This window comes from Haloferax sp. YSSS75 (assembly GCF_046764215.1).
In the GTDB taxonomy this organism is placed as follows: Archaea; Halobacteriota; Halobacteria; order Halobacteriales; family Haloferacaceae; genus Haloferax.
This window is the reverse complement of sequence record NZ_CP177206.1, coordinates 2557757-2580310: the sequence shown is the minus strand read 5'-3', so window position 1 is coordinate 2580310 and position 22554 is coordinate 2557757. Positions and strand designations below refer to the sequence as shown.

18 protein-coding genes are annotated in these 22554 nt (G+C 64.4%); 8 read left to right on the top strand and 10 right to left on the bottom strand.

The features are described 5' to 3' along the window. Positions 1-20: 20 nt before the first annotated feature. Entirely contained in the window at positions 21-1673 is a 1653-nt protein-coding gene (mutL, locus tag ACK3R5_RS13565) for a DNA mismatch repair endonuclease MutL (RefSeq protein WP_411967336.1), read from the bottom strand. After that, complete coding sequence (mutS, locus tag ACK3R5_RS13560) at positions 1670-4441, bottom strand: DNA mismatch repair protein MutS (protein WP_411967335.1); 2772 nt, start codon at positions 4439-4441, stop codon at positions 1670-1672. Before mutS ends, mutL begins: the two co-directional genes overlap by 4 nt. A 207-nt stretch (positions 4442-4648) precedes the next feature. Between mutS and ACK3R5_RS13555 the strand changes: the two genes are divergently transcribed. From ACK3R5_RS13555 to yciH, 6 genes are all read left to right on the top strand, one after another. Further along, positions 4649-5605, top strand: a complete 957-nt coding sequence (locus tag ACK3R5_RS13555; protein WP_411964608.1) for an AAA family ATPase — start codon at positions 4649-4651, stop codon at positions 5603-5605. Then, positions 5602-6654: a DUF58 domain-containing protein gene (locus ACK3R5_RS13550; protein ID WP_411964607.1), complete on the top strand. Its 1053-nt coding sequence runs from the start codon at positions 5602-5604 to the stop codon at positions 6652-6654. The genes ACK3R5_RS13555 and ACK3R5_RS13550 overlap by 4 nt, the downstream gene beginning before the upstream one ends. After that, positions 6651-8897, top strand: a complete 2247-nt coding sequence (locus ACK3R5_RS13545) for a DUF3488 and DUF4129 domain-containing transglutaminase family protein (protein ID WP_411967334.1) — start codon at positions 6651-6653, stop codon at positions 8895-8897. Before ACK3R5_RS13550 ends, ACK3R5_RS13545 begins: the two co-directional genes overlap by 4 nt. A gap of 41 nt (positions 8898-8938) precedes the next feature. Beyond that, complete coding sequence (locus tag ACK3R5_RS13540; RefSeq protein WP_411967333.1) at positions 8939-10144, top strand: hypothetical protein; 1206 nt, start codon at positions 8939-8941, stop codon at positions 10142-10144. Between the two features lie 148 nt (positions 10145-10292). Beyond that, positions 10293-11162: a hypothetical protein gene (locus ACK3R5_RS13535; protein ID WP_411964604.1), complete on the top strand. Its 870-nt coding sequence runs from the start codon at positions 10293-10295 to the stop codon at positions 11160-11162. Between the two features lie 169 nt (positions 11163-11331). Continuing rightward, positions 11332-11625: a stress response translation initiation inhibitor YciH gene (yciH, locus tag ACK3R5_RS13530; RefSeq protein WP_151162248.1), complete on the top strand. Its 294-nt coding sequence runs from the start codon at positions 11332-11334 to the stop codon at positions 11623-11625. Positions 11626-11691: 66 nt separating this feature from the next. On the opposite strand, the gene ACK3R5_RS13525 is transcribed toward yciH, so the two are convergent. The 8 genes from ACK3R5_RS13525 to ACK3R5_RS13490 all read right to left on the bottom strand — a co-directional run bounded on the left by ACK3R5_RS13525 (position 11692) and on the right by ACK3R5_RS13490 (position 20191). Continuing rightward, on the bottom strand, positions 11692-12018 hold the full coding sequence (locus tag ACK3R5_RS13525) for a rhodanese-like domain-containing protein (RefSeq protein WP_411967332.1): 327 nt from the start codon (positions 12016-12018) through the stop codon (positions 11692-11694). A 3-nt stretch (positions 12019-12021) separates the two neighbouring features. Further along, positions 12022-12585, bottom strand: coding sequence for an NUDIX hydrolase (locus tag ACK3R5_RS13520; RefSeq protein ID WP_411964602.1), 564 nt, complete (start codon positions 12583-12585; stop codon positions 12022-12024). Next, positions 12582-13049: a DUF5809 family protein gene (locus ACK3R5_RS13515; RefSeq protein ID WP_411967331.1), complete on the bottom strand. Its 468-nt coding sequence runs from the start codon at positions 13047-13049 to the stop codon at positions 12582-12584. Before ACK3R5_RS13515 ends, ACK3R5_RS13520 begins: the two co-directional genes overlap by 4 nt. 24 nt (positions 13050-13073) lie before the next feature. Then, positions 13074-13490 carry a DUF5810 domain-containing protein gene (locus ACK3R5_RS13510; RefSeq protein WP_411967329.1) on the bottom strand — a complete coding sequence of 139 codons (417 nt, stop codon included), beginning with the start codon at positions 13488-13490 and terminating at the stop codon, positions 13074-13076. Positions 13491-13663: 173 nt separating this feature from the next. Further along, entirely contained in the window at positions 13664-14014 is a 351-nt protein-coding gene (locus tag ACK3R5_RS13505; RefSeq protein ID WP_411964599.1) for a HalOD1 output domain-containing protein, read from the bottom strand. A 190-nt stretch (positions 14015-14204) separates the two neighbouring features. Continuing rightward, positions 14205-17420, bottom strand: a complete 3216-nt coding sequence (locus ACK3R5_RS13500) for a bacterio-opsin activator domain-containing protein (protein ID WP_411967328.1) — start codon at positions 17418-17420, stop codon at positions 14205-14207. 114 nt (positions 17421-17534) lie between these two features. Continuing rightward, complete coding sequence (rimI, locus tag ACK3R5_RS13495; protein ID WP_411964597.1) at positions 17535-18023, bottom strand: ribosomal protein S18-alanine N-acetyltransferase; 489 nt, start codon at positions 18021-18023, stop codon at positions 17535-17537. A 200-nt stretch (positions 18024-18223) separates the two neighbouring features. Beyond that, entirely contained in the window at positions 18224-20191 is a 1968-nt protein-coding gene (locus tag ACK3R5_RS13490) for an aconitate hydratase (RefSeq protein ID WP_411964596.1), read from the bottom strand. Positions 20192-20420: 229 nt separating this feature from the next. Here ACK3R5_RS13490 and ACK3R5_RS13485 point away from each other — a divergent pair, with 229 nt between their 5' ends. Both ACK3R5_RS13485 and pan2 read left to right on the top strand, forming a co-directional pair. Beyond that, on the top strand, positions 20421-20894 hold the full coding sequence (locus ACK3R5_RS13485; protein WP_411964595.1) for a deoxyuridine 5'-triphosphate nucleotidohydrolase: 474 nt from the start codon (positions 20421-20423) through the stop codon (positions 20892-20894). Positions 20895-21279: 385 nt separating this feature from the next. Then, positions 21280-22518, top strand: a complete 1239-nt coding sequence (gene pan2 / locus ACK3R5_RS13480; RefSeq protein WP_411967326.1) for a proteasome-activating nucleotidase Pan2 — start codon at positions 21280-21282, stop codon at positions 22516-22518. Positions 22519-22554: the final 36 nt, after the last annotated feature.

Below are 22554 nucleotides of genomic sequence, written 5' to 3'. Positions count from 1 at the left end.
ACCGCTGGTCGCTCGCTATTCTACCCCTGTCGTCCACTCCGCCGACCGAACCCGCTCACGAACGTCGATTCGTCGATAGCCAGCACTGTCGGCCTGCCGTGTGGGCACGAGTACGGCGTCTCACACGACCCGAGGCGTTCGACCAGTCGCGTCGCGTCCTCGTCCGAGAGTTCGTCGCCCGCCTTGATGGACGGATGACACGCCAACTCGGTGAGCAACTCGTCTCGCGGGTCGGGTGTGTCGCCAGCGGCGACGTCCGCGACGACGTCCGCGAGAGCGTCGGGAGAGAATGGCCGCCCGAGCGGTGCGGGCACCGCTTCGACGCGATAGGTGTCGCCGCCGAACTCGCTGACGCGGAAGCCGAGGTTCTCGATTGTCTCGCGGTTCGCCTCTAGGAGTGCCGCGTCTGTCGAACTGAGCGACACGCTCACCGGCGGGTCGATGGGGACGGCGTCGATGCCCGCCGATTCGACGGCCGTCCGGAGTCGTTCGTAGTTCACGCGCTCGTGGGCGGCGTGCTGGTCGATTACGAGCAACTCGTCGTCCGCCTCACAGAGCAGGTAGAGGCCGCGGAACCGGCCGATGACGCGCACGTCGTCGAAGACGGAACTCGCCTCGACGGGTTCGAGCGACGCGTCGAGGTCCATCGCCAACTCGCCACTCCGCCGCAGGTCGGCCGTCGAGAGGGCGTCGCGGACGCTCGATTCGACTGCCGCCGCGACTTCGTCGGCGTCTCTGAACTCGACTTCCTCTTTCGCGGGGTGGACGTTGTGGTCCACCCACGTCGGGGGGAGCGAGACGCGGACGACTGCGACCGGTTCGCGGCCATCCGGCAGGAGCGTCCCGTAGCCATCGGCCACGGCGCGTCTGATTCGCGCGTCTGCGATGGCCCGGCCGTTGACCGAGACGTGGACGTGGTCACGTCGCGCGCGGGTCACGTCGGGATGACAGAGAATCCCGTCGATGCTGGCAGTGACCGTCTCGCCTGCGCCAGACGCCTCTCGGGTCGCGTCGAACGCCGAGGCGTGACTCGCGGCGTCGCGCCCGTACACCGCGAGCATCGCGTCGCTGAAGCGGTCGGTTCCGGGCGTCGTGAGCGTCTGCCGGCCGTCGTGTCGGAGGACGAACCGGACGTCCGGTCGGGTGAGGGCGTACCGGGTCACGAGTGCCGAGATGCGTGCGAACTCGGTCTTTGGCGACGCCAGCGACTTCTTTCGAGCGGGGCGGTCAGCGAAGAGGTCTGTGACTTCGACGGTGGTCCCCTGTGCGCGTCCCGCCGGGGAAACGGTCCTGTCGCCGTCGTCGACGACGACGCACACGCCGTGTCCCGAACCCGCGTTGGTCGTCAGTTCGAGGCGTGCGACGGCGGCGATGCTCGGCAGGGCCTCCCCCCGAAATCCGAGTGTCTCGACGGTTTCGAGGTCGGACGCGTTCCTCAGTTTGCTCGTCGTGTGCCGTTCGACGGCGAGTTCGGCGTTCGACTCGGACATCCCGTGACCGTCGTCGGCGACGCGGATTCGGTCGGTGCCGTCGCCATCGACGTCGACTGTTATCGTCTCTGCGCCGGCGTCCAGCGCGTTCTCGACGAGTTCGACGACGACGCTCGCCGGTCGGGTGACGACTTCGCCGGCGGCGATTTTGGCACGGGTCTCCGGGTCGAGGTGGTGTATCATTCGAGTCTCCGCTTGAGCTCCGAGAGGAGGTTCAGCGCCTCCAGTGGCGTCGTCTCCACGAGGTCCGCCTCCCGGAGTTGGTCGGCAACCTCGCGAGTGGCGTGTGCCTCCGCCGGGTCGGTGGCGTCCTCGTCGTCGGGCCGATGGCCGTTTTCGAGTCCGTCGACGTAGGCCGCGAGCGTGCCGTCTTCCGTGTCCGTTGGCCCGTCCTGTGCAGATTGCCCCGTCTTCGCATTTGAAGCTTCGTCGGCGATGGCGGCCGTCTCGTCAGTCGCTCCGTCCCGCTCACCAGCCGCCGCGTCATCCCCGCCAGTCACTCCGTCCCGTTCTCCCGCCTCCACGAGCGTCCGTGCGCGCTCGACGACGGTGGATGGAACGCCCGCGAGGTGGGCGACTTCGACGCCGTACGATGAGGACGACGGTCCTTCGGCGACGCTGTGGAGGAAAGTGACGTCGCCGTCGGTCTGTGTGGCGGTGAAGTGCAGGTTGAAGACGCCCTCGCGCTCGTCTGCGGTGTCGGTCAGGTCGTGGTAGTGAGTGGCAAAGAGCGTCGTCGCCCCGACTTCGTCGTGGACGAACTCCGTCGCCGCGCGGGCGATGGCGAGTCCGTCCGTCGTCGACGTCCCTCTCCCGACTTCGTCTAAGAGGACGAGCGAGTCGTCGGTGGCGTTGTGGAGAATTTCGGTCAACTCGCTCATCTCGCGCATGAACGTCGATTGGCCACCGGCGATGTCGTCGGATGCTCCGACGCGAGTGAACACTCGGTCGATAATCGGCAGTCGGGCGGCGTCCGCGGGGACGAAACTCCCCATCTGTGCGAGGATGCAGACGAGTGCGACCTGTCGCATGTACGTCGATTTCCCCGACATGTTCGGGCCGGTGATGAGCGCCACGCCACCCGGCGGGAGCGACGTGGGATTCGGGACGAACTCGTCTTGGGCGCGTTCGACGACGGGGTGGCGACCGGCCTCGATTTCGATACCCGCGTCGAACGCCGAATCCGACGCGCCGCCGTCGTGGAACTCGGGTCGAACGTAGTCGTTGGCGACGGCCACGTCCGCGAGGGTTCGAAGCACGTCGAGGTCAGCGAGTGCGTCCGCGACTGCCTGAATCCGCTCGGATTCGGTCGCGACGTCGGCCCGAACGTCGCAGAACAACTCGTATTCGAGGCTGTCGGCCCGGTCGGCGGCCCGGAGAATCTCGTCTTCGCGCTCTTTCAACTCGGGCGTGTAGAAGCGCTCGGAGTTCTTCAGCGTCTGTCGGCGCACGTAGTCGTCGGGCACCCGGTCGAGGTTGGGGTTCGTCACCTCGATGTAGTAGCCGTGGACCTGATTGTAGCCGACTTCGAGCGAGTCGATGCCGGTCCGCTCCTGTTCGCGTGCTTCGAGCTTCGAGACCCACTCGCGGCCGTCTTCGGCGGTTCCTCGCAGGTCGTCGAGTTCGTCGTCGTATCCCGCGGCGATGACGCCTCCTTCGGTAATCTCCTGTGGCGGGTCGGCGACGATGGCACGGTCGATGTGGTCGCGGACGTCTTCGAGTTCGTCCAGCGAGTCGCGGAGGTCCGAGAGCAGGCCCGACTCCACGTCGGCGAGCGTCTCACGAATCTCGGGGATACGGTCGAGCGTCGTCTGCAACGAGCGCAAGTCGCGGGCGCTGGCGCGTTCGCGAGCGATGCGAGCGACGAGTCGTTCGAGGTCGTACACGGACGAGAGGGCGTCGCGGAGGTCCGCCCGCGAGAGGGCGTCGTCCGCCAGCGCACCCACGGCGTCGAGTCGGGCGTCGATTGCGTCGGCGTCGACGAGTGGCCGTCGAAGCCACGCTTCGAGTCGGCGGCGACCCAGTGCGCAGGCCGTCTCGTCGAGGACGGCGTAGAGCGTGTTGCCGCCGCTGACGCCCCGGGAGTCGAACAGTTCGAGGCTTCGCATCGCCGTCGCGTCGAGTTGGAGGAACTCGCGGGGGTCGAACCGAGTGACGCGAGAGACGTACTCCAGTCGTGAGTCACCCTGTGCGTACTCGGCGTAGGCGAGGAGTGCGCCGACCGCCCGGAGTTCGGCGGTCGATTCGACCACTGCGTCGGGGCGCGGTGCGTACGCCGACAGCGTCTCGCGGGCCGTCTCCGCGTCGAAGGCGTCGGGGTCGAAGGGTGTCTCCATCGGGGCGAACGACAGCGACGGAAGGTCACAGTCGGGGCCGACCACGAGTTCTGCGGGTGCGAGGCGCTCCAGTTCTTCGAGTGCGAGCGCTCGGTCTGCACCCGTGACGAGACACTCACCAGTCGAGACGTCGACGACGGCGAGGCCGTAGGTGTCGCCCTCGCGCGCGACGGCACCGAGATACGTCGCACGCCCCGCTTCGAGGAGTTCTTCGTCGACGACGGTTCCGGGGGTGATGAGTTGCGTGACGGCCCGGTCCACCAGTCCAGAAGCTTCGGAGGCGTCTTCGACCTGGTCTGCGAGCGCGACGCGATAACCGGCGTCGAGGAGTCGTTCGAGATAGCCCGCCGCGTTGTCGATGGGGATGCCCGCCATCGGCCACGTCCCAGTCGAGTCTTCGCGCTTCGTGAGCGTCACCTCGCAGGTCCGTGCCACCGTCTCGGCGGCCCCACAGAAGGCCTCGTAGAAATCACCGACCTGAAACAACACGAGGGCGTCGTCGTGCGTCTCACAGAGGTCGGTGTACTGCGAGAGCATCGGCGTCAGGTCGTCTCGTACAGCCAGCATCTCTGGCGGTGCGCCGTAGACCGCCTCGCGCTGGGCGTCCGCGTTCATACCCGGTACGGGGATGCCGAGCGACAAAAACGCCCGGGAACACGCTCCACTGTGACGCTCGCAGGCGCGACGTATCGCATTCTCTGACTGTCTCTTCGTGGATGTGGTGTGCACACACCCAGCAACGTTAGGTAGACTGAGACTATATTACACGTCAGAGACCCGTCGCGCCGTCGCAGAGCGGTCGGCGGGACATTCGGGATATCAATGACTGATGTACATGCAGACACCGACATCGACCACGCGCTCTCGGTCGAAGCGGTATCGGACCTCGCCACACGAATCTCTGACAACGTCGAGGAGGTCATCGTCGGCCACCACGACGCGATAGAGGACATCATCGTGACGCTGTTCGCTCGCGGCCACCTCCTCTTAGAGGACGTTCCGGGTGTCGGAAAGACGATGCTCGCCCGGGCAATCGCCACCTCCATCGAGGGGTCGTTCGAACGAATCCAGTTCACTCCGGACCTCCTGCCCTCGGACGTCACCGGCGTCAACGTGTTCAACCAACAGACCTCCGAGTTCGAATTCCGCAAGGGTCCCGTGTTCGGCAACGTCGTCCTCGGCGACGAAATCAATCGCGCACCGCCGAAGACGCAGGCCGCCCTCCTCGAAGTGATGGAAGAACTGCAGGTGACCGTCGACGGCGTCACACGACAGGTTCCGGACCCGTTTACGGTCATCGCGACGCAGAACGACGTCGAACCCGACCGAACCTACGACCTGCCGTTGGCGGAACTCGACCGGTTCATGAAGAAGATTCACCTCGGCTATCCGAACGAATCACAGGAGACCGAACTCCTGGGCCGCATCGCCGGCCATCACCCGATAGAGTCGCTCGAACCCGTCGCAACCGCCGCCGACGTTCGCGACGCACGTGAGGTCATCCTCGGGGTGACGGTGAACGAACCCGTCCGCCGGTACGTCTCTCGACTCGCGGCGGACACTCGGCAACGGGCGCATCTCGGCGTGAGTCCGCGTGGGTCGCTTGCGCTCGTCCGCGCCGCACAGGCCCGCGCCGCACTCGACGCCCGTGACTACGTCACCCCCGACGACGTCCAGCGTGAGGTGCGAAGCGTCTGGGCGCACCGTATCCGGACGACGACCGGAGAGGATGGTATCGACGTCGTCGAACGCGCCCTCGAATACGTCCCAGTCGAATGAGACTCACGTACCGGGGGTGGGTGGCGGTGGGTGTCGTCCTCCTCGGCGTCGCCAACGCCGTCGCGTTCGGCCCCCGCGCGCTCAACGCGGTAGTCGTCCCCGTCGCCGTCGCTCTGGTCGTCGGTGCCGTGCAAGTCTGGCGTGTCTCACCGCCGCAGGCGGTCCGGCATCCCCCGGAAGACGGGTTCCCGGACGAGACACACACCGTCTCGGTCGAAATCGACGCCGAGCGAACGTTTCCCGCGACTGTCACCGACGAACTCTCGGATGGTCTCGACGGGGATTCGACAGTCGACACCGTCGTCGGTGCCGGCGCTATCTCTTACGACGTCACGTATCGCACACGTGGGCCGTCGTCGATTGGTCCCGTGACCGTCGTCGCACACGACTTGCTCGGACTCTTCTCTCGGACGTTCACCACCGGCGGCACGACTGAGGTACTCGTCTTCCCGCGAATCGGGTCGCTCACGCCGACGGCGAACCGTGACCTCTCGGCGCTCTCGGACAGGCGGGCGACGACCCACCGCGGCGAATTCGACCGTCTGCGCGAGTACGTGTCGGGTGACCCACTCCGCGATATCCACTGGAAGTCGACGGCGAAGTCGGGTAACCTCGTCGTGAAGTCCTACACGAACCGCGCCAACGCCGACGCCGTGGCCGTCTCTGTCGGAACCGTAGACGGCCGTGAAGACGACGTCGCCGAAGCGGCGGCGACGCTCTCGTGTTCGCTCCTCGAAGCGGGTATCCCCGTCCACCTCACGTCACCAGTCGGCGTCACGGACGCGACACCGACCGAACGGCGTCTCGTTCTCGCACACCTCTCGCGACTCGAATCCGGTGCCGTTCCGAACGCTGACGCCGAAGTAGTCGTCCGCGGCGACGCTGGCCGGACGCACGTGACCTTCGCCGGCCGACAGACGACGTTCGACCGACTGCGTGCAGAGGCGGAGGACCTGCCCTCGTCTGAGAACCTGCCGGACACCGACGCTGACGTCGGCGAGAACATCCTCGGCCGCCCTGCCGGGAGTCGCCACGGGGTGGGACGATGAGTATCGAATCCGCGAGGCGTCGGTCTGCGCCCACGGACGCGGAGACGGAGACGCACACCATCGCCGGCATTCCCGCGAACCTGCTGGCGATGGCCGCGACGCTCGTCCTCGTCGGGACGTTCCTCTCTGTCCTCTACGACATCACCGACATCGTCGGGCGGCGTGACCAGTTCGTCCTCGTCGCGAGTGGGGCGCTCGCGCTCGCGACTATCGCCGGATTGACGCTCCGCCCGCGGGTCGCACTCGTTCTCAGCGTGGTGCTTCTCGGCGGCGGCTTTGCGGCGTACTTCCTCTCGCTCCCGTCGAGTCAACTCGCGTTGCTCTCACCAGAGCGCCTCGCCAGTGACTCGCTGGCGCTTCTCAGCGGTCTCTCGGCGCTTCGACTGCTCTCGGCAGACGTGTGGGCACTCGCAGTGACGCCCGCGCCCGCCTTCCTCGCGTGGTATCTCGCCATCCGTGGGCGTATCGCTCCCGCCGTCGTCGTCGCCGGAAGTGGCCTCGGGTTGTTCGTCCTGACGAGCGACGCCAACGGACCACTCACGCTCGTCGGCGTCGGTGCGGGGATGGCGGCCATCGGATTCGACAGCATCGACCGGTTCGGGCGCAACGGCGGCCAACTCGACGTTCTCACGGCCGTTCTCGCGGCGATGGTCGTCCTCTCTGCGACGGTCACAGTCCTCCCCGGTGCAGGTGGGTCGCCCATCCTCCCGGCGGGTGGCGTGGCCGAACAACCCACCGTCGAAGCCAGTCTCGTGAGTGCGAGCGACCGAATCTCCATCGTCGGAAGCATCAGTCTCTCTCCGGAGGTTCGATTCGAAGTCGAGAGTTCGTCACCGTCGTACTGGCAGACCGCTTCGTTCGACCGATACACCGGGACGGGATGGGTTCGGACCGGCGACGCCGAACCGTATTCGGGTGGTCGATTGACCGGCCCGGAAGGGCCGACGCGACTCGTCCGACAGGAGGTCACACCCGCGACGCCGCTCGACGCGATGCCCGGTGCGTGGCGACCCGTCGCCATCAGTGGCGAGATTGCAGACGAGACGCTCGTCACGCAGCAAGGGAACGTCAGGCCCGCCCGAACTATCCAGACGGGCGAAGAGTTCGTCGTGACGAGTTCGGTGCCGCAGTATACGCCGGCGTCGCTCCGCAGGACGGGGACGGACTACCCGGACGACATCCGCGAGCGATACCTCGCACTCCCCGACAGTACCTCTGACCGCGTCCGTGAACGTGCAGCAGAGATTACGGCAGACGCGGAGACACCGTACGACAAAGCAGTCGCCGTCGAGAACTGGCTAGAAGAGAACAAGGAGTACTCGCTGCAGGTGTCGCGCCCGGACGGCGACATCGCCGAGTCGTTCCTCTTCGAGATGGACGCCGGATACTGTACGTACTACGCGTCGACGATGGTCGTCCTCCTCCGGTCCGAAGGCGTCCCGGCGAGGTTCGTCACCGGATACACGACGGGTGAACCCGTCGGAAACGACACCTACGTGGTCCGTGGCCTCGACTCGCACGCGTGGGTCGAAGTCTACTTCGAAGACACCGGGTGGGTTCGGTTCGACCCGACGCCCGCAGGCCCCCGACAGGAGGCCGAATCCTCGTCGCTCACCGACGCCCGTGACGAAGGCCAGGAGGGTGTCGACACGAACGAGACTGCGGCGGTAGCGGCGGCGGAAAACGAGACGGAGACGCCGACACCGACGGAGACGGAAAACGAGACGCAACAGGAGACGAACACCACGCCAGCGAGTGGCCCCGGGCCGGGCATCGCAGAACGACTCGGGACACCAGTCGGGGGGAACGCGTCGGCCGGTAACGACGGACCGGTTCCACAGTTACCGTCTCGTGAGACGCTCTTCGTCGGCCTCGTGGCTATCGTCGGCGCCGTCGCAGGGGTTCGCAGAACCAACATTCCCACGCAACTCCGGTGGGCCACGCTGGCGTTCTATCAACGCCGGACGGACTCGCCACGTGACGACGTGTTCCGGGCGTACGACCGCCTCGAACTCGTCCTCGAACGCGAGTACCGCCCGCGACGCCCCGGCGAGACGGTGCGTCACTACCTCGATGCGCTCTCTCGCGTCGGCGTCGACGAACGCACCCGACAGGTGGCCACCATCTACGAACGCGCCCGGTACGGACACGGCGTCACCCGAGCGGATGCCGACGAAGTGATGGCCGTCGCAGACCGGACCGTCAGGTCACGTCTGCCGATTGTCAGACGGTGGTCGGACTGAACCGCGTCACTTTTTCAGTGTCCGCCCAAGACAAGTGAGCAATGGCGACGAGAGATGCCGTCCCCGCACTCCTGTGCATCTTGCTTTGTGTGCTCGCCGTGGTCCCACCGGCCGCGGCAGCACCCGATGGGTCCGCAACCGGTCCCGGTGTCGACCCACTCGTACAGCAGGGTGTCGAACCAGATAGCACACGTATCGTCGTGGACGTCGAATCCGATGGCTCTGCCCGCTGGGAGATTCAGTACTGGACTCGACTCGACGACGAAAACACGACTGAAGCATTCAGTTCCCTCCAAGACGACGTTCGGGCCAACCCCGAGGATTACACGTCCGCGTTCGAGAGCAGAATCACGGACACCGTCTCGGCGGCGGAGAACTCGACTGGCCGCGAGATGTCGGTGACGAACGTCTCGGTGTCCGCCGAGACGCGCTCGCTCCCGGATAGTTTCGGCGTCGTCACCTACTCGTTCGAGTGGTCGAACTTCGCGGCAGTCGACGGCGAGCAACTCGTCGTCGGCGACGCAATCGAGGGCTTCTTCCTCGATTCGAACTCGCGTCTCATCGTCTCGTGGCCCGACGAGTACGGACCCGTCAGCGTCCAACCCACAGGCGACGAGATGCGCGAGAACACCGTCATCTGGAGAGGAGCAGACACCGAGTTCGTCTCGGGCGAACCCAGTCTCGTCCTCGAAGTCGGTGCAGGCGGTGGCACCACGGATACGACGCAGACGACGACAGACGACTCCGGCGTCCCGCCGTCGTCCGTCGACGACCCGTTCCCGACGACGAGTGCGCTCGCCGTGCTCGCCGTGGTGGCAGTCGCCTTGGTCGGTGGCGTCTTCTACCTCCGCTCGCGTGGCATCATCGGCGGCGACGACGGACTCGACACCGTCGCCGAATCGGCTGAGACCGACTCCGAACAGACACCGCCCACCGACGAACCGACGACGCCTGCGCCGGGTGCGCCCGACGAGACGACTGCCGCGGCGGACGACACGGCCGACGACGAAGCAGACGACGTGCCACCGGAACTCCTCAGCAACGAAGAACGCGTCCTCCGCCTCATCGAATCCCGCGGTGGTCGAATCAAACAACAAGAGGTCGCTGGCGCACTCGACTGGACCGACGCCAAGACGAGTAAAGTCGTCCGCGGCATGCGCGACGAAGGGACGATAGAAGGGTTCCGACTGGGGCGCGAGAACGTGCTTCGCCTCCCCGAAGACGACGACGAGCGAGAAGACCTATAAAAGTCTTTTGACCGTTTACGTCTTTCAACGACCCGATAATCGAACGACTGCGGTCGATTTTGCGGTCGAAGGGAACTCCCGTTGAATCGGGTTGATTCGAGGGGACGACCGCCCGTTTATATTTGAATTACCGTTCTATAGGACAGTAATGAGCCGACGAATTGCCGTGCTCGCCGTCGCCGTAACTGTGCTCTTGGCGACGTTCGGTGCACCGCTCGCACTAGCCTCTCCAACGAGTCCAGCCGCGCCTGCCTTTGCAGACGACGACGGCAGGGCGCCCGCAGCGGACGACGAGACTGCCGCGAACTCGACGAACGAGACGCCGCCGGGACAGAAACTCTCCGGAGTCATCGGCGTCCAGGCCTCTGAGACCGACGGTGAACTCGAACGCCGGACGTTCGAAACGCGCCTCGCGAAGGCGAACTCGAACGCCTCGAAGGCCGCAGTCGTCGCCGGACAGGTCGACACCATCCGTGACCGACTCACCGCGCTCCAACAGGAGAAACAGCGACTCGAAGAAGCCCACGAAAACGGGTCGCTCCCGGACGGCGCGTATCGCGTGAAGATGACGCGAACCGTCGCCGACATCGAGCGCACGAAGTCCATGCTGAACCAGACGAGTGACGCCGCCGCCGACATCCCCGCCGAGGACCTCCGCGAGAAGGGCGTCGATACCGCCGAACTCGACCGACTCCGCGGGTCGGCGAACGAACTCGCAGGGCCCGAGGTGGCCGCCATCGCCCGTGACCTCGCCGGTGAGAACCCCGGGAAGGGACTGGAGAAGGCCAAGAAGGACCGTAAGTCGGGCAACGAGACTGCCGACGCCGACCGGAACGGGAACGATTCCGACGCGTCCTCGGAGCACTCGTCCGGAAACGGGAACGGTGACAACGCAGGGTCGGCCAACGAAAACAGTAGCCGAGACACGAAGGATTCGTCTCCTAACGACAGAGCGGGTACCGAGAACCGACCGAGCGACCTGCTGACGTTCGAATTCACCACCATCGTCGGATGGTAACCTGCGACGCTCGCTGTCCAGCGTTCTGACCGGTGAGAACACTTCGTTTTGCCCCTCGTCCGTCACGTCCTGAGTCGTGACGTTCACGTCTGCGCTGTCGTTTCACTGACTGTTGGTTTTCGGAGTCCCGATACTGTTTAATATCCCCATCCTGTACGTCCACACTGTAATGTCGGAAGTCTGCTCGACGTGCGGGCTGCCTCAAGAGCTCTGCGTCTGTGAGGACGTCGCAAAAGAGTCTCAGGAGATAGTCATCCGCATCGACGAGCGCCGCTACGGAAAAGAGGTTACAGTCATCGAGGGATTCGACCCGAAGGACGTCGACATGGATAGCCTGTCGTCGGACCTAAAGTCGAAATTCGCCTGCGGTGGGACCGTGGAAGAAGATTCCATCGAACTCCAAGGCAACCACCGCGGCCGCGTGGAGGACTTCCTCCGCGAAAAGGGGTTCAACGTCGCGTGACCGCCCTCTGACATAGCCCAGCGTCGAGTATTTTTCGAGAAGACACCGTCCGCGAGCGACAGCGCCCTACTCTTCGAGGTCAGATTCGACCGGGCCGTCCCACGCGTTCATCCCGCCGACCATACTCTCGATTCGCGCGCCTTCGGTCCCCTCGTACGCAGACAGCAGTCTGACGGCCTGTACGCTCGCCTCGCCGCGCGGACAGACGGTGACGATGTGGTCTGCGTCGCTGATTCGGTCGAGATGTCTCACCAGGTCGTTCAACGGGACGCTGATGCTCCCGGGGATGTGTCCGATGGCGAACTCTGCGTCCGTGCTCACGTCGACGATAGTCGGCGGGTCGTCTGATTCGAGCAGCGCTTCGACCTCCGAGGGTTCGATTTCTGCGACCATCGGCTACAGTACTCCTTCGTCGCGGGCGAGGAGAACCCCTTCGACTGTGGCGTCGTTCGTCGGCGGTTCGACTGCCCGCTCGACAGCGTCTTCGACGGGGAGGGCTCGAACCGAGAGAAACTCGTTTTCGTCTAAGTCGCGTTCGACCGGGGTGAGGCCCTCCGCGAAGACGAACGCACGCCGATGTCGAAGCAGTCCCGTCGTACACCAGACGTCGCCGATGAGCGACAGCGAACTCGCCTCGAACCCCGTCTCTTCGCGGAGTTCGCGTGCTGCTGCGTCCGTGAAGGCCTCGCCTTTCTCGACGATGCCGGCGGGGAGTTCGAGTTGCGTCTGCCGGATGGTCGGCCGGTACTGCTCGACGAACACGACGTGGTCGTCTGCGACGGCGACGACGACGACGGCAGTCGCCAGTTCGGCCCAGTAGTAGCGCTTCGTCGACCCGTTCGGTTGTTCGACGAGGTCGTATCCGCCGGTGAACCACCCCGTCTCGTACTCGGTCTTCGTTTCGAGGACGGGCCAGTCGGGGTCGGAGAGGGGTTCGTGCCGTCGTCCGTCGTCGGTCATCGACCGTCGCCTCCAGCGTCTGTCTCGGCCGTCTCGGCCGCGTCACCGAGAATCGCGTCACGGTAGACCCGTCCGAACGCGTTGCGGCGGAGCGTGCTGATTGCGGCGTCGCGTTCGTTCTGGAACGTGGTGGCGACGACTGTCTCGGCGAACGGAATCGGGTGCCACGCCACGCGCTCGACGTCGGGGTTCCCCAGTTCGACGACGTCGTACTCCGGGTGGTCTGCTCGCCAGTCGTCGAACTCGCTGCGAGACCCGACGGTCACGGTCAACGACTCCGCGAACAGCGCGTTTCTGACCGTCTGGACGACGTCGCCGGTCACCCGTTCGCGATACTCCTCGCGGTCGAAATCCATCGCCTTGGCCGTCTCTCTGACGACCACCTGCGCCGTCGGTCCGAAGCGGTCGAACGTCTCTTCGGCCGCTTCGAGTGTCGCCGGCGCAGTCGTCCCGTGGGTTTCCATCGCCCATCGGTTGGTGGCCCGGACTTACGACTCTTTCTCGTCGTCGGCGGACGCGTCGTCAGCTTCTGTCTCTTCGTCCGCCTCGTCTCGGTCGTACATCTCCTGGGTGAGGTCTTTCGCCTCTTCGAAGATACGGGCGGCGTCGCCCGAGAGCGACTGTGACCCACCCTGGCCGCCGAACTCTTGCATCTCGTGGTCGTGGCCGTGGCCGTGCGTTCGGTCCACTGTGTCTTCGAACACTTCGTCGAACTCGCGTTCCTCTGCGTGCTCGGCGACGAGTGGTCCGAGGTCGTCGGCGTTCATCGACTCCCAGTCGGGGACGTGGTCGTCGAGCCACGTCTCGTGGTCGTCGCCGTGGACGAGTGCCTGGAGTGCCATGTGGTTCGCGAGATGCGTCTCGTCACGTTGTGGCGCGTCGCAGACCGGACAGGCGTATCCCATACCCTCCGGTAGCGCGTGAGTGTACCAAAATGCGTCGCAGTCGAGTCGAAGGGGAATGTCGTGGCCGTGTTCGCAGGTGGTGGGGGGTGGCGAACTACCGACGGACGGCCACTATCCACTTCGTGTGGTGATGGTGGTGGTGGTGGTGGTGGTGAGGTTGATTTTCGCTGTGGTCACGCAGACTTCACGATAACCGTCCCGTCGGCCCAGACGGTCACCTCGCAGGCAGCGTACCGAAACCTGACAGTCGCGTGTGACGAGCGCATCGACCCACGCTCGATAGTGGTGCTCGAATCCGGTGCCCGGACCGGCCGAGCGAAGACCATATCCAGCGCTTCTGGGTTGATGACATCCGACAATGGTGGGAGGTCGAGAACGTCGACGTCTTTCAACTGGGCTGTCGCAGTGACGATAGTCACGGCGAGTGTGTCCCGTCCGTCCCAGTCGTGTCGAGCGACGACCTCTCCGGTCGTGCCAGTGTTCCATCCAACAGCGTTGCCCTGTAACACGCGAGTTTCGTCCATGGTTCGGTTCGCGTCGGCGTCTTGCCGACAGCGTGACGGACAACGGTAGAAAATATATCCCTCGTTGCTATTCAGCTAGTAGTGCCACGCGTGACTACTCTAGGTGAATAGAGTATCGCTTGAGACGCAGTTGGTATGCCTCTCGAAACGGAAGTGGGGTGAGTCGCCTCGGTACCACCTTCTGTTCGTCTCAGTCGAAAACCTGCTCGACGAGTTTCCGTTCTGCCGCACGAAGGTGATACTGGAACGTCGGCGGACTGATGTCGAAGGTGCCCGCGAGCGCTTCTGCGGTGCTCCGGCGAGGCCACTCGTAGAACCCCGCGAGGTGCGCCGCCCGAATCGACTCGGCCTGTCGGTCGGTCCACGCCTCACGTATCTTCCACTGGAACGTCTTCGGGGACTCTGCACCGTCGGTGAGCATCCGTCGCGACAGGAGACCCGTCCCGGGGTAATCCGAATCGAGTGTATCGACGAACGACCGAACTCGGACTCGCTCGGGAACGTCGACGGTGAGCGTCGTCTGCGTGCCCGTCGAGTGGAGTTCTCTGAGTATCGCCTCGGAGGCGTACAACGTCTCGAAGAGTGACTCTCGTGGGAGTCGGAGTTCGAAGAGGTTGCCGGCGTCGTCTTCTGAGAGTAACCGCGCGCTCGTGGCGAGGTCAGACCCGGCGTCGACGACGACGTCTGGGTCGGCGTCGGTGATAACGAACGCGATGACCGACCCGTCGGACTGCGGGAGCACGCCCGTGAGTTCGACGCTGTGGTCGACACGTCGCGCCAGTCGGGAAATCGAGAGGCGGTCACCGCCGAGTTGGACCTGCACGCGCGTTCGGCGCTCGGTCAACATCCCCGCGGCGCGTTTCGTGGACGCGAGGGCGTATCCGACCGTCTCTCCCAACTCGGAGACGAGGCCACCTTCGTCCGACAGCACGGCGGAATCGACAGCGTGGACGACGAACAGCGCTTCGACCCGGTCGTCTGCCACCGCCGGGATGACCGAAATCGACCGGAACCCGTAGGTGAGGGCGTCACCGCGGTGGTCGGCCCACGCCGGGTCGTTGAGCACGTCTTCGACCACCTGCATCGACTGCGTGGAGAGGGCGGTTTCGAGGAGCGTCGACATCGGTTCGGACCCCGCGACTTCGCCGAGTCTGTCGGCGTACGCGGCGTCCACACCGTGGACCTCGCCCGGGTCCGGGTGGAACCCGTCGTCTAACTCGTCGGGGTCCACGTGCCAGACCACCCGGTACGGTTCCGCCTCGGCGAGGAGTTCCCCGACGGCCGAGAGCGCCTCGCTGTGTGTCGGCGCCCGAATGAGCGACTGGTTGATGTTTCGGATGGTCTTGTTCACCTGGTCGAGTCGCTTGAGCGTCTTGTTCTGCTCTGCGAGGCGGCGGTCACGTTCCCGCAGTTCGGCCTCGGCGTCGATTCGTTCGAGTAACTCTTCGACGGTGGCGACGAGCAGGTTCACGAGTTCCACGTCCACGTCACTGGGTGCTGTCGTCCCCGGATGGCCGGTGACGAGGACGCCGTATCGCCCGATTGGTGCGGCGATGACGCGTTCGACGCCTTCGACGACGCCGCCGTCCGGAGCGATTTCGACCACAGACACTTCCCCGGAGACGAACGCGTCCCACACGCCGCCTTTCGAGAGGCCGCCGTGAATCGGTTTCTCACCGAGGCCCGTCCCCGCTTCGCCGACGCGTTCGAGCGTCGTCCGTGACTCGTCGAAGACGAACAGTTCGGTTCGCGCGTCACCGAGTACTTCGTCACAGGCCGCGACGGCGTCGGCGAGGACCGTGTCACGGTCTGTCGCGCTCATCATCTCTCGCGTGCGCTTGTGGAGTATTGCGAGTAATTGCTCGTGTCGGTGGCGCTGGGTCACGTCACGGAGGACGCCGACCGACCCGATTTCTTCGCCGCCGATGACGAGTGGTGTTCGGTGGTTTTCGACGCGAACGGGTCCGTTTCCGGAGACGTTGAGTTCGAACTCGACGGTCTGACTAGTCGTCGCCGCGAATGCGTCACCGCTCGTCGACGCTCCGAGACTGTCGACGAGTAGACTCGCCGACGACCCGAGTATCACGTCTCTGTCGAGTCCGGTGAGTCGCTCGAACGCCGGGTTGACAGCGGTGAACCGCCCATCCGTGTCGAGTGCGTAGACTGCGTCGGCAACCGCTTCGAGCATCAGACCGTACTGTTCGATTTCCGCCTCTCGGTCGTGTTGTTCGGTGATGTCGGTGAAGTACACCGAGAGACCGGTCTCGGAGGGGTACGCCTTGATGTTGTACCACGTCGCCGTATTCTCGGAGTACGCTTCGAACTCTCTGGTCTCCTGTGTTTCCATCGCCGCTCTGAACTCGCTGCGGAACCCGCCGGACTCGGGAGTCAAGTCCATCATCTGCCGACCGTAGAGGTCGGTCGCCGGTTCGCGGAAGAGGCGCTCTGCCTCCGCGTTGACGTAGGTGAGACCCCAGTCGGAGTCGAACGCGACGACTGCCTCGTCGATTCGGCCCAACACCTCCGAGAGCGCGTTCTTGAGTTCGTCGCGTTCGGCCGCCGCACCGATGACCGCGGCCACGTTTTCCAGAAAGAGCACGTCTTCGGCGACGAACTGCCCGGATTCGAACCCCTGGGCACCGATGACTCCCCATCTGCTCGCATCGCTCCCGACGGACGCACTGATTCCGCTCTTGAACCCGTTCGACGCGAACTCCTCGGAGTGGTCAAACCGGTCGTCTTCGGTGAAATCGTCGACGACGATGGAGTGGCCACGCTGGTAGGTCTGCATCGCCTGCGTCCGCTCTTTGGCCCGGATACGTCTGTTGACGTGTTTCGACGCCCACCCGGTCCCGGCGGCGACGCGGAACGTCTCCGGTTCGTCGACGCGTTCGAGAACCGAGACGGAGTCGGCACCGAGCGCCTCGCCGACGCGTTCGACTGCGAGTTGCAGGACGCCGTCGAGGTTCGCCGTGGTCAGTGCGCGCGTCCCAAGTTCCGAGACGACGCGTTGTTGGTCGAGACGGGCGCGGTTCGACTGCTCGACACGGCTATCGGTAATCGCCTTCTGGACGCGGAACGCGAGCCACGAAAACGAGTCGGTTTCGAGATTGCGGATACAGTAATCGGTGGCCCCTGCGTTGACGGCACCTCGAACGAACTCCTGTGAGTCGCCGGCGACGACGATTGGGAGCGTCGAATCGGTCTCACGGACGCTCCGAACGAACGCGATGCCGTCGTCGCCCGGAAGCGGCGTGGCCAAGACGATGCACCGAATGTCGCCACTCGATGCGAGGAGTTCTGCGGTGGCAGCCCTCGTCTCACGGACGTGACGAACGGTGAGGTCTGCCGAGATGGTCCTGAACGACGACTGGAGAGAGTCCGCGAACTCTCCGTCGTCACTCACACAAAGGACCGTGCTGGACGGTGACACAACCGCATTACGAGTGTCAGTGTGATAAGTTCTCCCACGATTCTCGACACCGGCCGCTCGGCTGGTTGTGTCGCCTCACTCGTTGCGTTACGCCGTCTGCCAGTCGCCGAGGTCGAGTACCATGATGAAGGCGTCTTCGCCGTCACCGTAGTAGCGCGGGATTCGGCGTGCAGGCTCGAATCCGACGCTCTCGTAGAGCTGTCGTGCGGGGTCGTTCGAGACGCGAACTTCGAGTTTGACGACGGCGGCACCGGCGATTGTCATCGCCGTCAGCGCCCGAAGCAGGAGTCGTTTGCCGAGGCCCATCCCGCGGGCGTCTGGCCGGACTGCGAGGTCCTTGACGTGGCCGATGTCGTTGCCGTGGTTCGGCATCACGTCGCCGACGACGTAGCCGAGCACGTCGGTTCCGCGGGTCGCGACGAGAAACGCCGGTTCGTCGACGAAGAGTTCGAACGCGGCGTACGGCCACGGCTCTGAAAAGCACGTCCGCTCGATTCTGAGCACGTCGAGCAGGTCGGCACGTGTCGCTCGCCGGACGACCACGTCTTCGGCGCACACGTCGTCGGACACCGTCACGTTCGGCGGTAAGTGATGGGGGCGCAAAAACGCGACGGGTGCGGTAGGGAGCGTCGACTGGTATCGTGGGGAGCGTCGACCGGTGTGGTGGACAGACGTGACTGGTGATGTGGACAGACGTGACCGGTGCGGTTTCGGACGAAGACGCTCACGGTGCCGCCGCTCGGCGGGTGAAAAATGTGAGAAGTGTGGTGTGCGCGTTAGTCGTCCGCGGGGGCAGAGCCGCCTTTAGCCTGCTGCTTCGTGAGGGGGAGCTTGCCACCGGCCGAGAGGATGTTGCGCTCGCGTTCGGACGCGTGGAGGTCCGCCGTCGCTTCCCAGTCGTCGTTCACGCGGATGGTGAACTCTTCTTGACCGGATTCGACTGCGGTGGCCACGTCGTCGACGATTTCGATGTCGTCGCCCTGTTCGAGCTTCTCGTACGTCTCCTCGTCGATGGCGAGGGGGACGATACCGAAGTTGAACAGGTTCGCCTTGTGGATGCGAGCGAACGACTGTGCGAACACAGCTTCGATGCCGAGGTACATCGGGCACATCGCGGCGTGTTCACGGGAGGAACCCTGTCCGTAGTTCTCGCCAGCGACGAGGACGCCGTTACCGGCATCCTTGGCGCGCTGGGCGAACGTCTCGTCGACACGCGAGAGCGTGAAGTCCGAGAGGCGCTCGATGTTCGAGCGGAACTTGAGGATGTCGGACGTCGCCGGGATGATGTGGTCCGTCGTGATGTTGTCCTCCATCTTCAGGAGCGCTTCGCCGCCGACTTCGGCGCCGAGGGGGTCCTGCAGGGGAACTTCGCCGATGTTCGGGCCCTTGATGAGTTCGTCGTCGATGGCTTCGTCCGCGTAGATGAGGTCCGTCTTCGACCCGTCGTACTTCTCGGGGAGTTCGACGCCGGGGGAATCGAGGTCACCGAGTTCGTCGGCGAGGTCACGCGGGTCGATGATTTCGCCCTTGAGCGCTGCGGCGGCAGCGACCTGCGGCGAACAGAGGTAGACGTTGTCGTCTTCGATACCGGAGCGACCCTCGAAGTTGCGGTTGAAGGTACGCACCGAGATGGAGTCGGAGGCGGGCACGTGGCCGATACCGATACACGGTCCACACGTCGCCTCGGAGACGTTGACACCGGCGGCCATCATCTCGGCGGTCCAGCCCTGCCGGGCGAGAATCTCGCCGGCCTGCTTCGAACCGGGTGCGACGATCATCTCGAGGTGCTTCGCGACTTCGCGGCCCTTGAACATCTTCGCGGCCGGGAGGATGTCCTCGTAGCCACCGTTCGTACAGGAACCGACGAGGACCTGTTCGACCTTGTTGCCGGCGACTTCGCGGACGGGAACGACCTTGTCCGGCATCGACGGGCAGGCGATGAGCGGTTCGAGGTCACCGAGGTCGATGACGATTTCGTCGGCGTATTCGGCGTCGTCGTCGGCCGTCAGTTCGACGTACTCGTCGCCGCGGCCCTGGCGTTCGAGGTAGTCTTTCGTCTTCTCGTCCGTCTCGAAGATGGACGACGTCGCGCCGAGTTCCGTACCCATGTTGGTGATGGTCGTACGCTCGGGGACGCTGAGCGACTCTGCACCGGGGCCGGTGTATTCGAACACCTTGCCGACGCCACCCTTGACGGTCTCGCGGCGGAGCATCTCGAGGATGACGTCCTTCGCGGAGACCCACTCGGGGAGTTCGCCTTCGAGGCGGACGTTGACGACTTCGGGCATCTCGACGTAGTACGCGCCACCGCCCATGGCGACGGCGATGTCGAGGCCACCCGCACCGATGGCGAGTTGCCCGAGGCCACCGGGGGTCGGCGTGTGCGAGTCAGAACCGAGGAGCGTCTTGCCGGGCGCGGCGAAGTTCTCCTTGTGCACGTTGTGGCAGATACCGTTGCCCGGGCGAGAGAAGTGAGCGCCATATGTACCGGCCGCAGAGCGGAGGAAGCGGTGGTCGTCCGTGTTCTTGAAGTCGAACTGGTAGGTCTGGTGGTCACAGTACTGCGCGGCGAGTTCGGTCTGGGCCTCGTCGAGGTCCAGTGCTTCGAACTGAAGCCACACCATCGTGCCCGTGGTGTCCTGCATCAGCACTTGGTCGATTTCGATTCCAATCTCCTCTCCGGGGGTGAGGTCACCCTCGACGAGGTGGTCCGAGAGAATCTTTTCCGTGAGCGTCTGTCCCATAACACCCGAGAGTGGAGGGTCCTCAAATATAAATCCCGCGCACTTCCCTATCTTCGAACGTGAAGAATTGGGCCGTCTGCGGGTTTCTATCGACTAAGGTCCATTAAACTCCTTGTTGGTTCTTCCATGAGAGTCGCACCCACACGACTGTCACGACGGCCGACAGTCGGCGCTCTCCGTACCGACCGCCATCCGGCACCATTTTGCACCCGCTCGACTCTGTGCAGATATGTACCGTTCCGGTTCATTCGTCGCACAGCACATCTCGCCCGTCACCGACGAACAGGTCCAGCCAAACGGCGTGGACCTGACGCTCGACGCGATTCTCGAACAGGTCGAACCCGGACGCCTCGGACGTGATGGAAAGACCATCGGCGAGCGCCGAGCACTCGACGTCGACGACGCCGACACCGAGACGTACCACCTCGAACCCGGTGGCTACGTCCTCCAGTACGCCGAGACGGTCCACATCCCCGAAGACCACGTCGGATTCATCTATCCTCGGTCGTCGCTGATGCGGAACTCCTGTATGCTCAACACGGCCGTCTGGGACGCTGGCTACGAAGGCAAAGGGGAGGGACTCCTGCAGGTGCACCACCCAATCGAACTCGAACGCGGCGCTCGCGTCGCCCAAATCGTCCTCACGGACGCCGCACACGAGGACACCTACGACGGCAGTTATCAGGGCGAACGAACCGAGTAGGGACGGAGAGACAGACCGGCGAATACTGGGTAAATACCGTCCTGTCCGGCTTGTAGACGTTCTTACAGAGGACGAATTCGTTTCAAGTCGCTGGCGGCCCTACTGTACGTCTGCGGAGGCGAACGATACGGGACGAACGAGGGGCGACCCCGTGCTACATACCTCCGCAACTTCCTTCCGACCCTTTCTTTCGGACGCAGAGCGATGTGCGTCGTTTCGAACCGCGAGCGCCGCGTCACCCTTCGGTCTGGTGGTCCGACCACAGCGCACCCACCGCCGTTTCGTATGGTTGGGTGTGTTCGCTGACTCGAATTTCGTATAACGAGGGCGTGTTCGCTGACCCAAAGGCACATTTACGCGCGCACCTAATTGCGTCCAATAACTGATGTCACGGAGTCCATCTCTCCCCGAACGCCCTCATCTCGACCTGGACCCCGAAATGTCGGATGCAGAGCGTCTCTCTGCACTCCGCCAACACGTGGAGCGAATGGTCGAGGTGAACAGGGAACTCGACGAACGACTCGAATCTGCTGACGAGCGACACGCAGAACTGGTCGAAGACGTCGAGCAGATGAAAGCACGCAACGAGGCGCTGAAGACTGCCTCGTACTACATCGCCACCGTCGAAGAACTGACCGACGACGGCGTCATCATCAAACAACACGGGAACAATCAGGAGGTACTGACCGACTTCGCCCCCAACCTGAACTACGACGATATCGAACCGGGTGACCGAGTCGCCATCAACGACTCGTTCGCGGTCCAGACGTTACTGGACGACGAGACGGACGCCCGCGCGCAAGCGATGGAAGTCGTGGAGTCTCCGACCGTCACCTACGACGACATCGGCGGCATCGACGAACAGGTTCGCGAGGTTCGCGAGGCAGTCGAACAACCGCTGGAGAATCCCGAGATGTTCGAACGCGTCGGCATCGACCCGCCGTCCGGCGTCCTCCTCTACGGCCCGCCGGGCACCGGGAAGACGATGCTCGCGAAGGCCGTCGCCAACGAGACGAACGCCTCGTTCATCAAGATGGCCGGGTCCGAACTCGTCCAGAAGTTCATCGGCGAAGGCGCGCGTCTCGTCCGCGACCTGTTCAAACTCGCCGCCGAACGCGAACCGGTGGTCATCTTCATCGACGAAATCGACGCCGTCGCGTCCAAACGGACGGACTCGAAGACGTCCGGTGACGCCGAAGTCCAGCGCACGATGATGCAACTGCTCTCGGAGATGGACGGGTTCGACGACCGAGGCGAGATTCGCATCATCGCGGCCACCAACCGCTTCGACATGCTCGACGAAGCGATTCTCCGCCCCGGCCGATTCGACCGTCTCATCGAGGTGCCCAAGCCCGGTGTCGAGGGTCGCCGCCGCATCCTCGACATCCACACGCGCGACATGAACGTCGCCGACGACGTTGACCTCGACGTTCTCGCAGAGAAACTCGACGACTACTCGGGTGCCGACATCGCCTCGCTCACGACGGAAGCGGGGATGTTCGCCATCCGCGACGAACGGACCAAAGTCTCCCACGAAGACTTCGAAGCGGCGTTCGAGAAACTCGAAAACGTCGAAGAGTCGGGGACTGGCCCCATCTCCGGATTCACCGACTACCAGTACTGAACCCGCGTCTCGGTCGCTGTCGGTTCCGCCGACGGC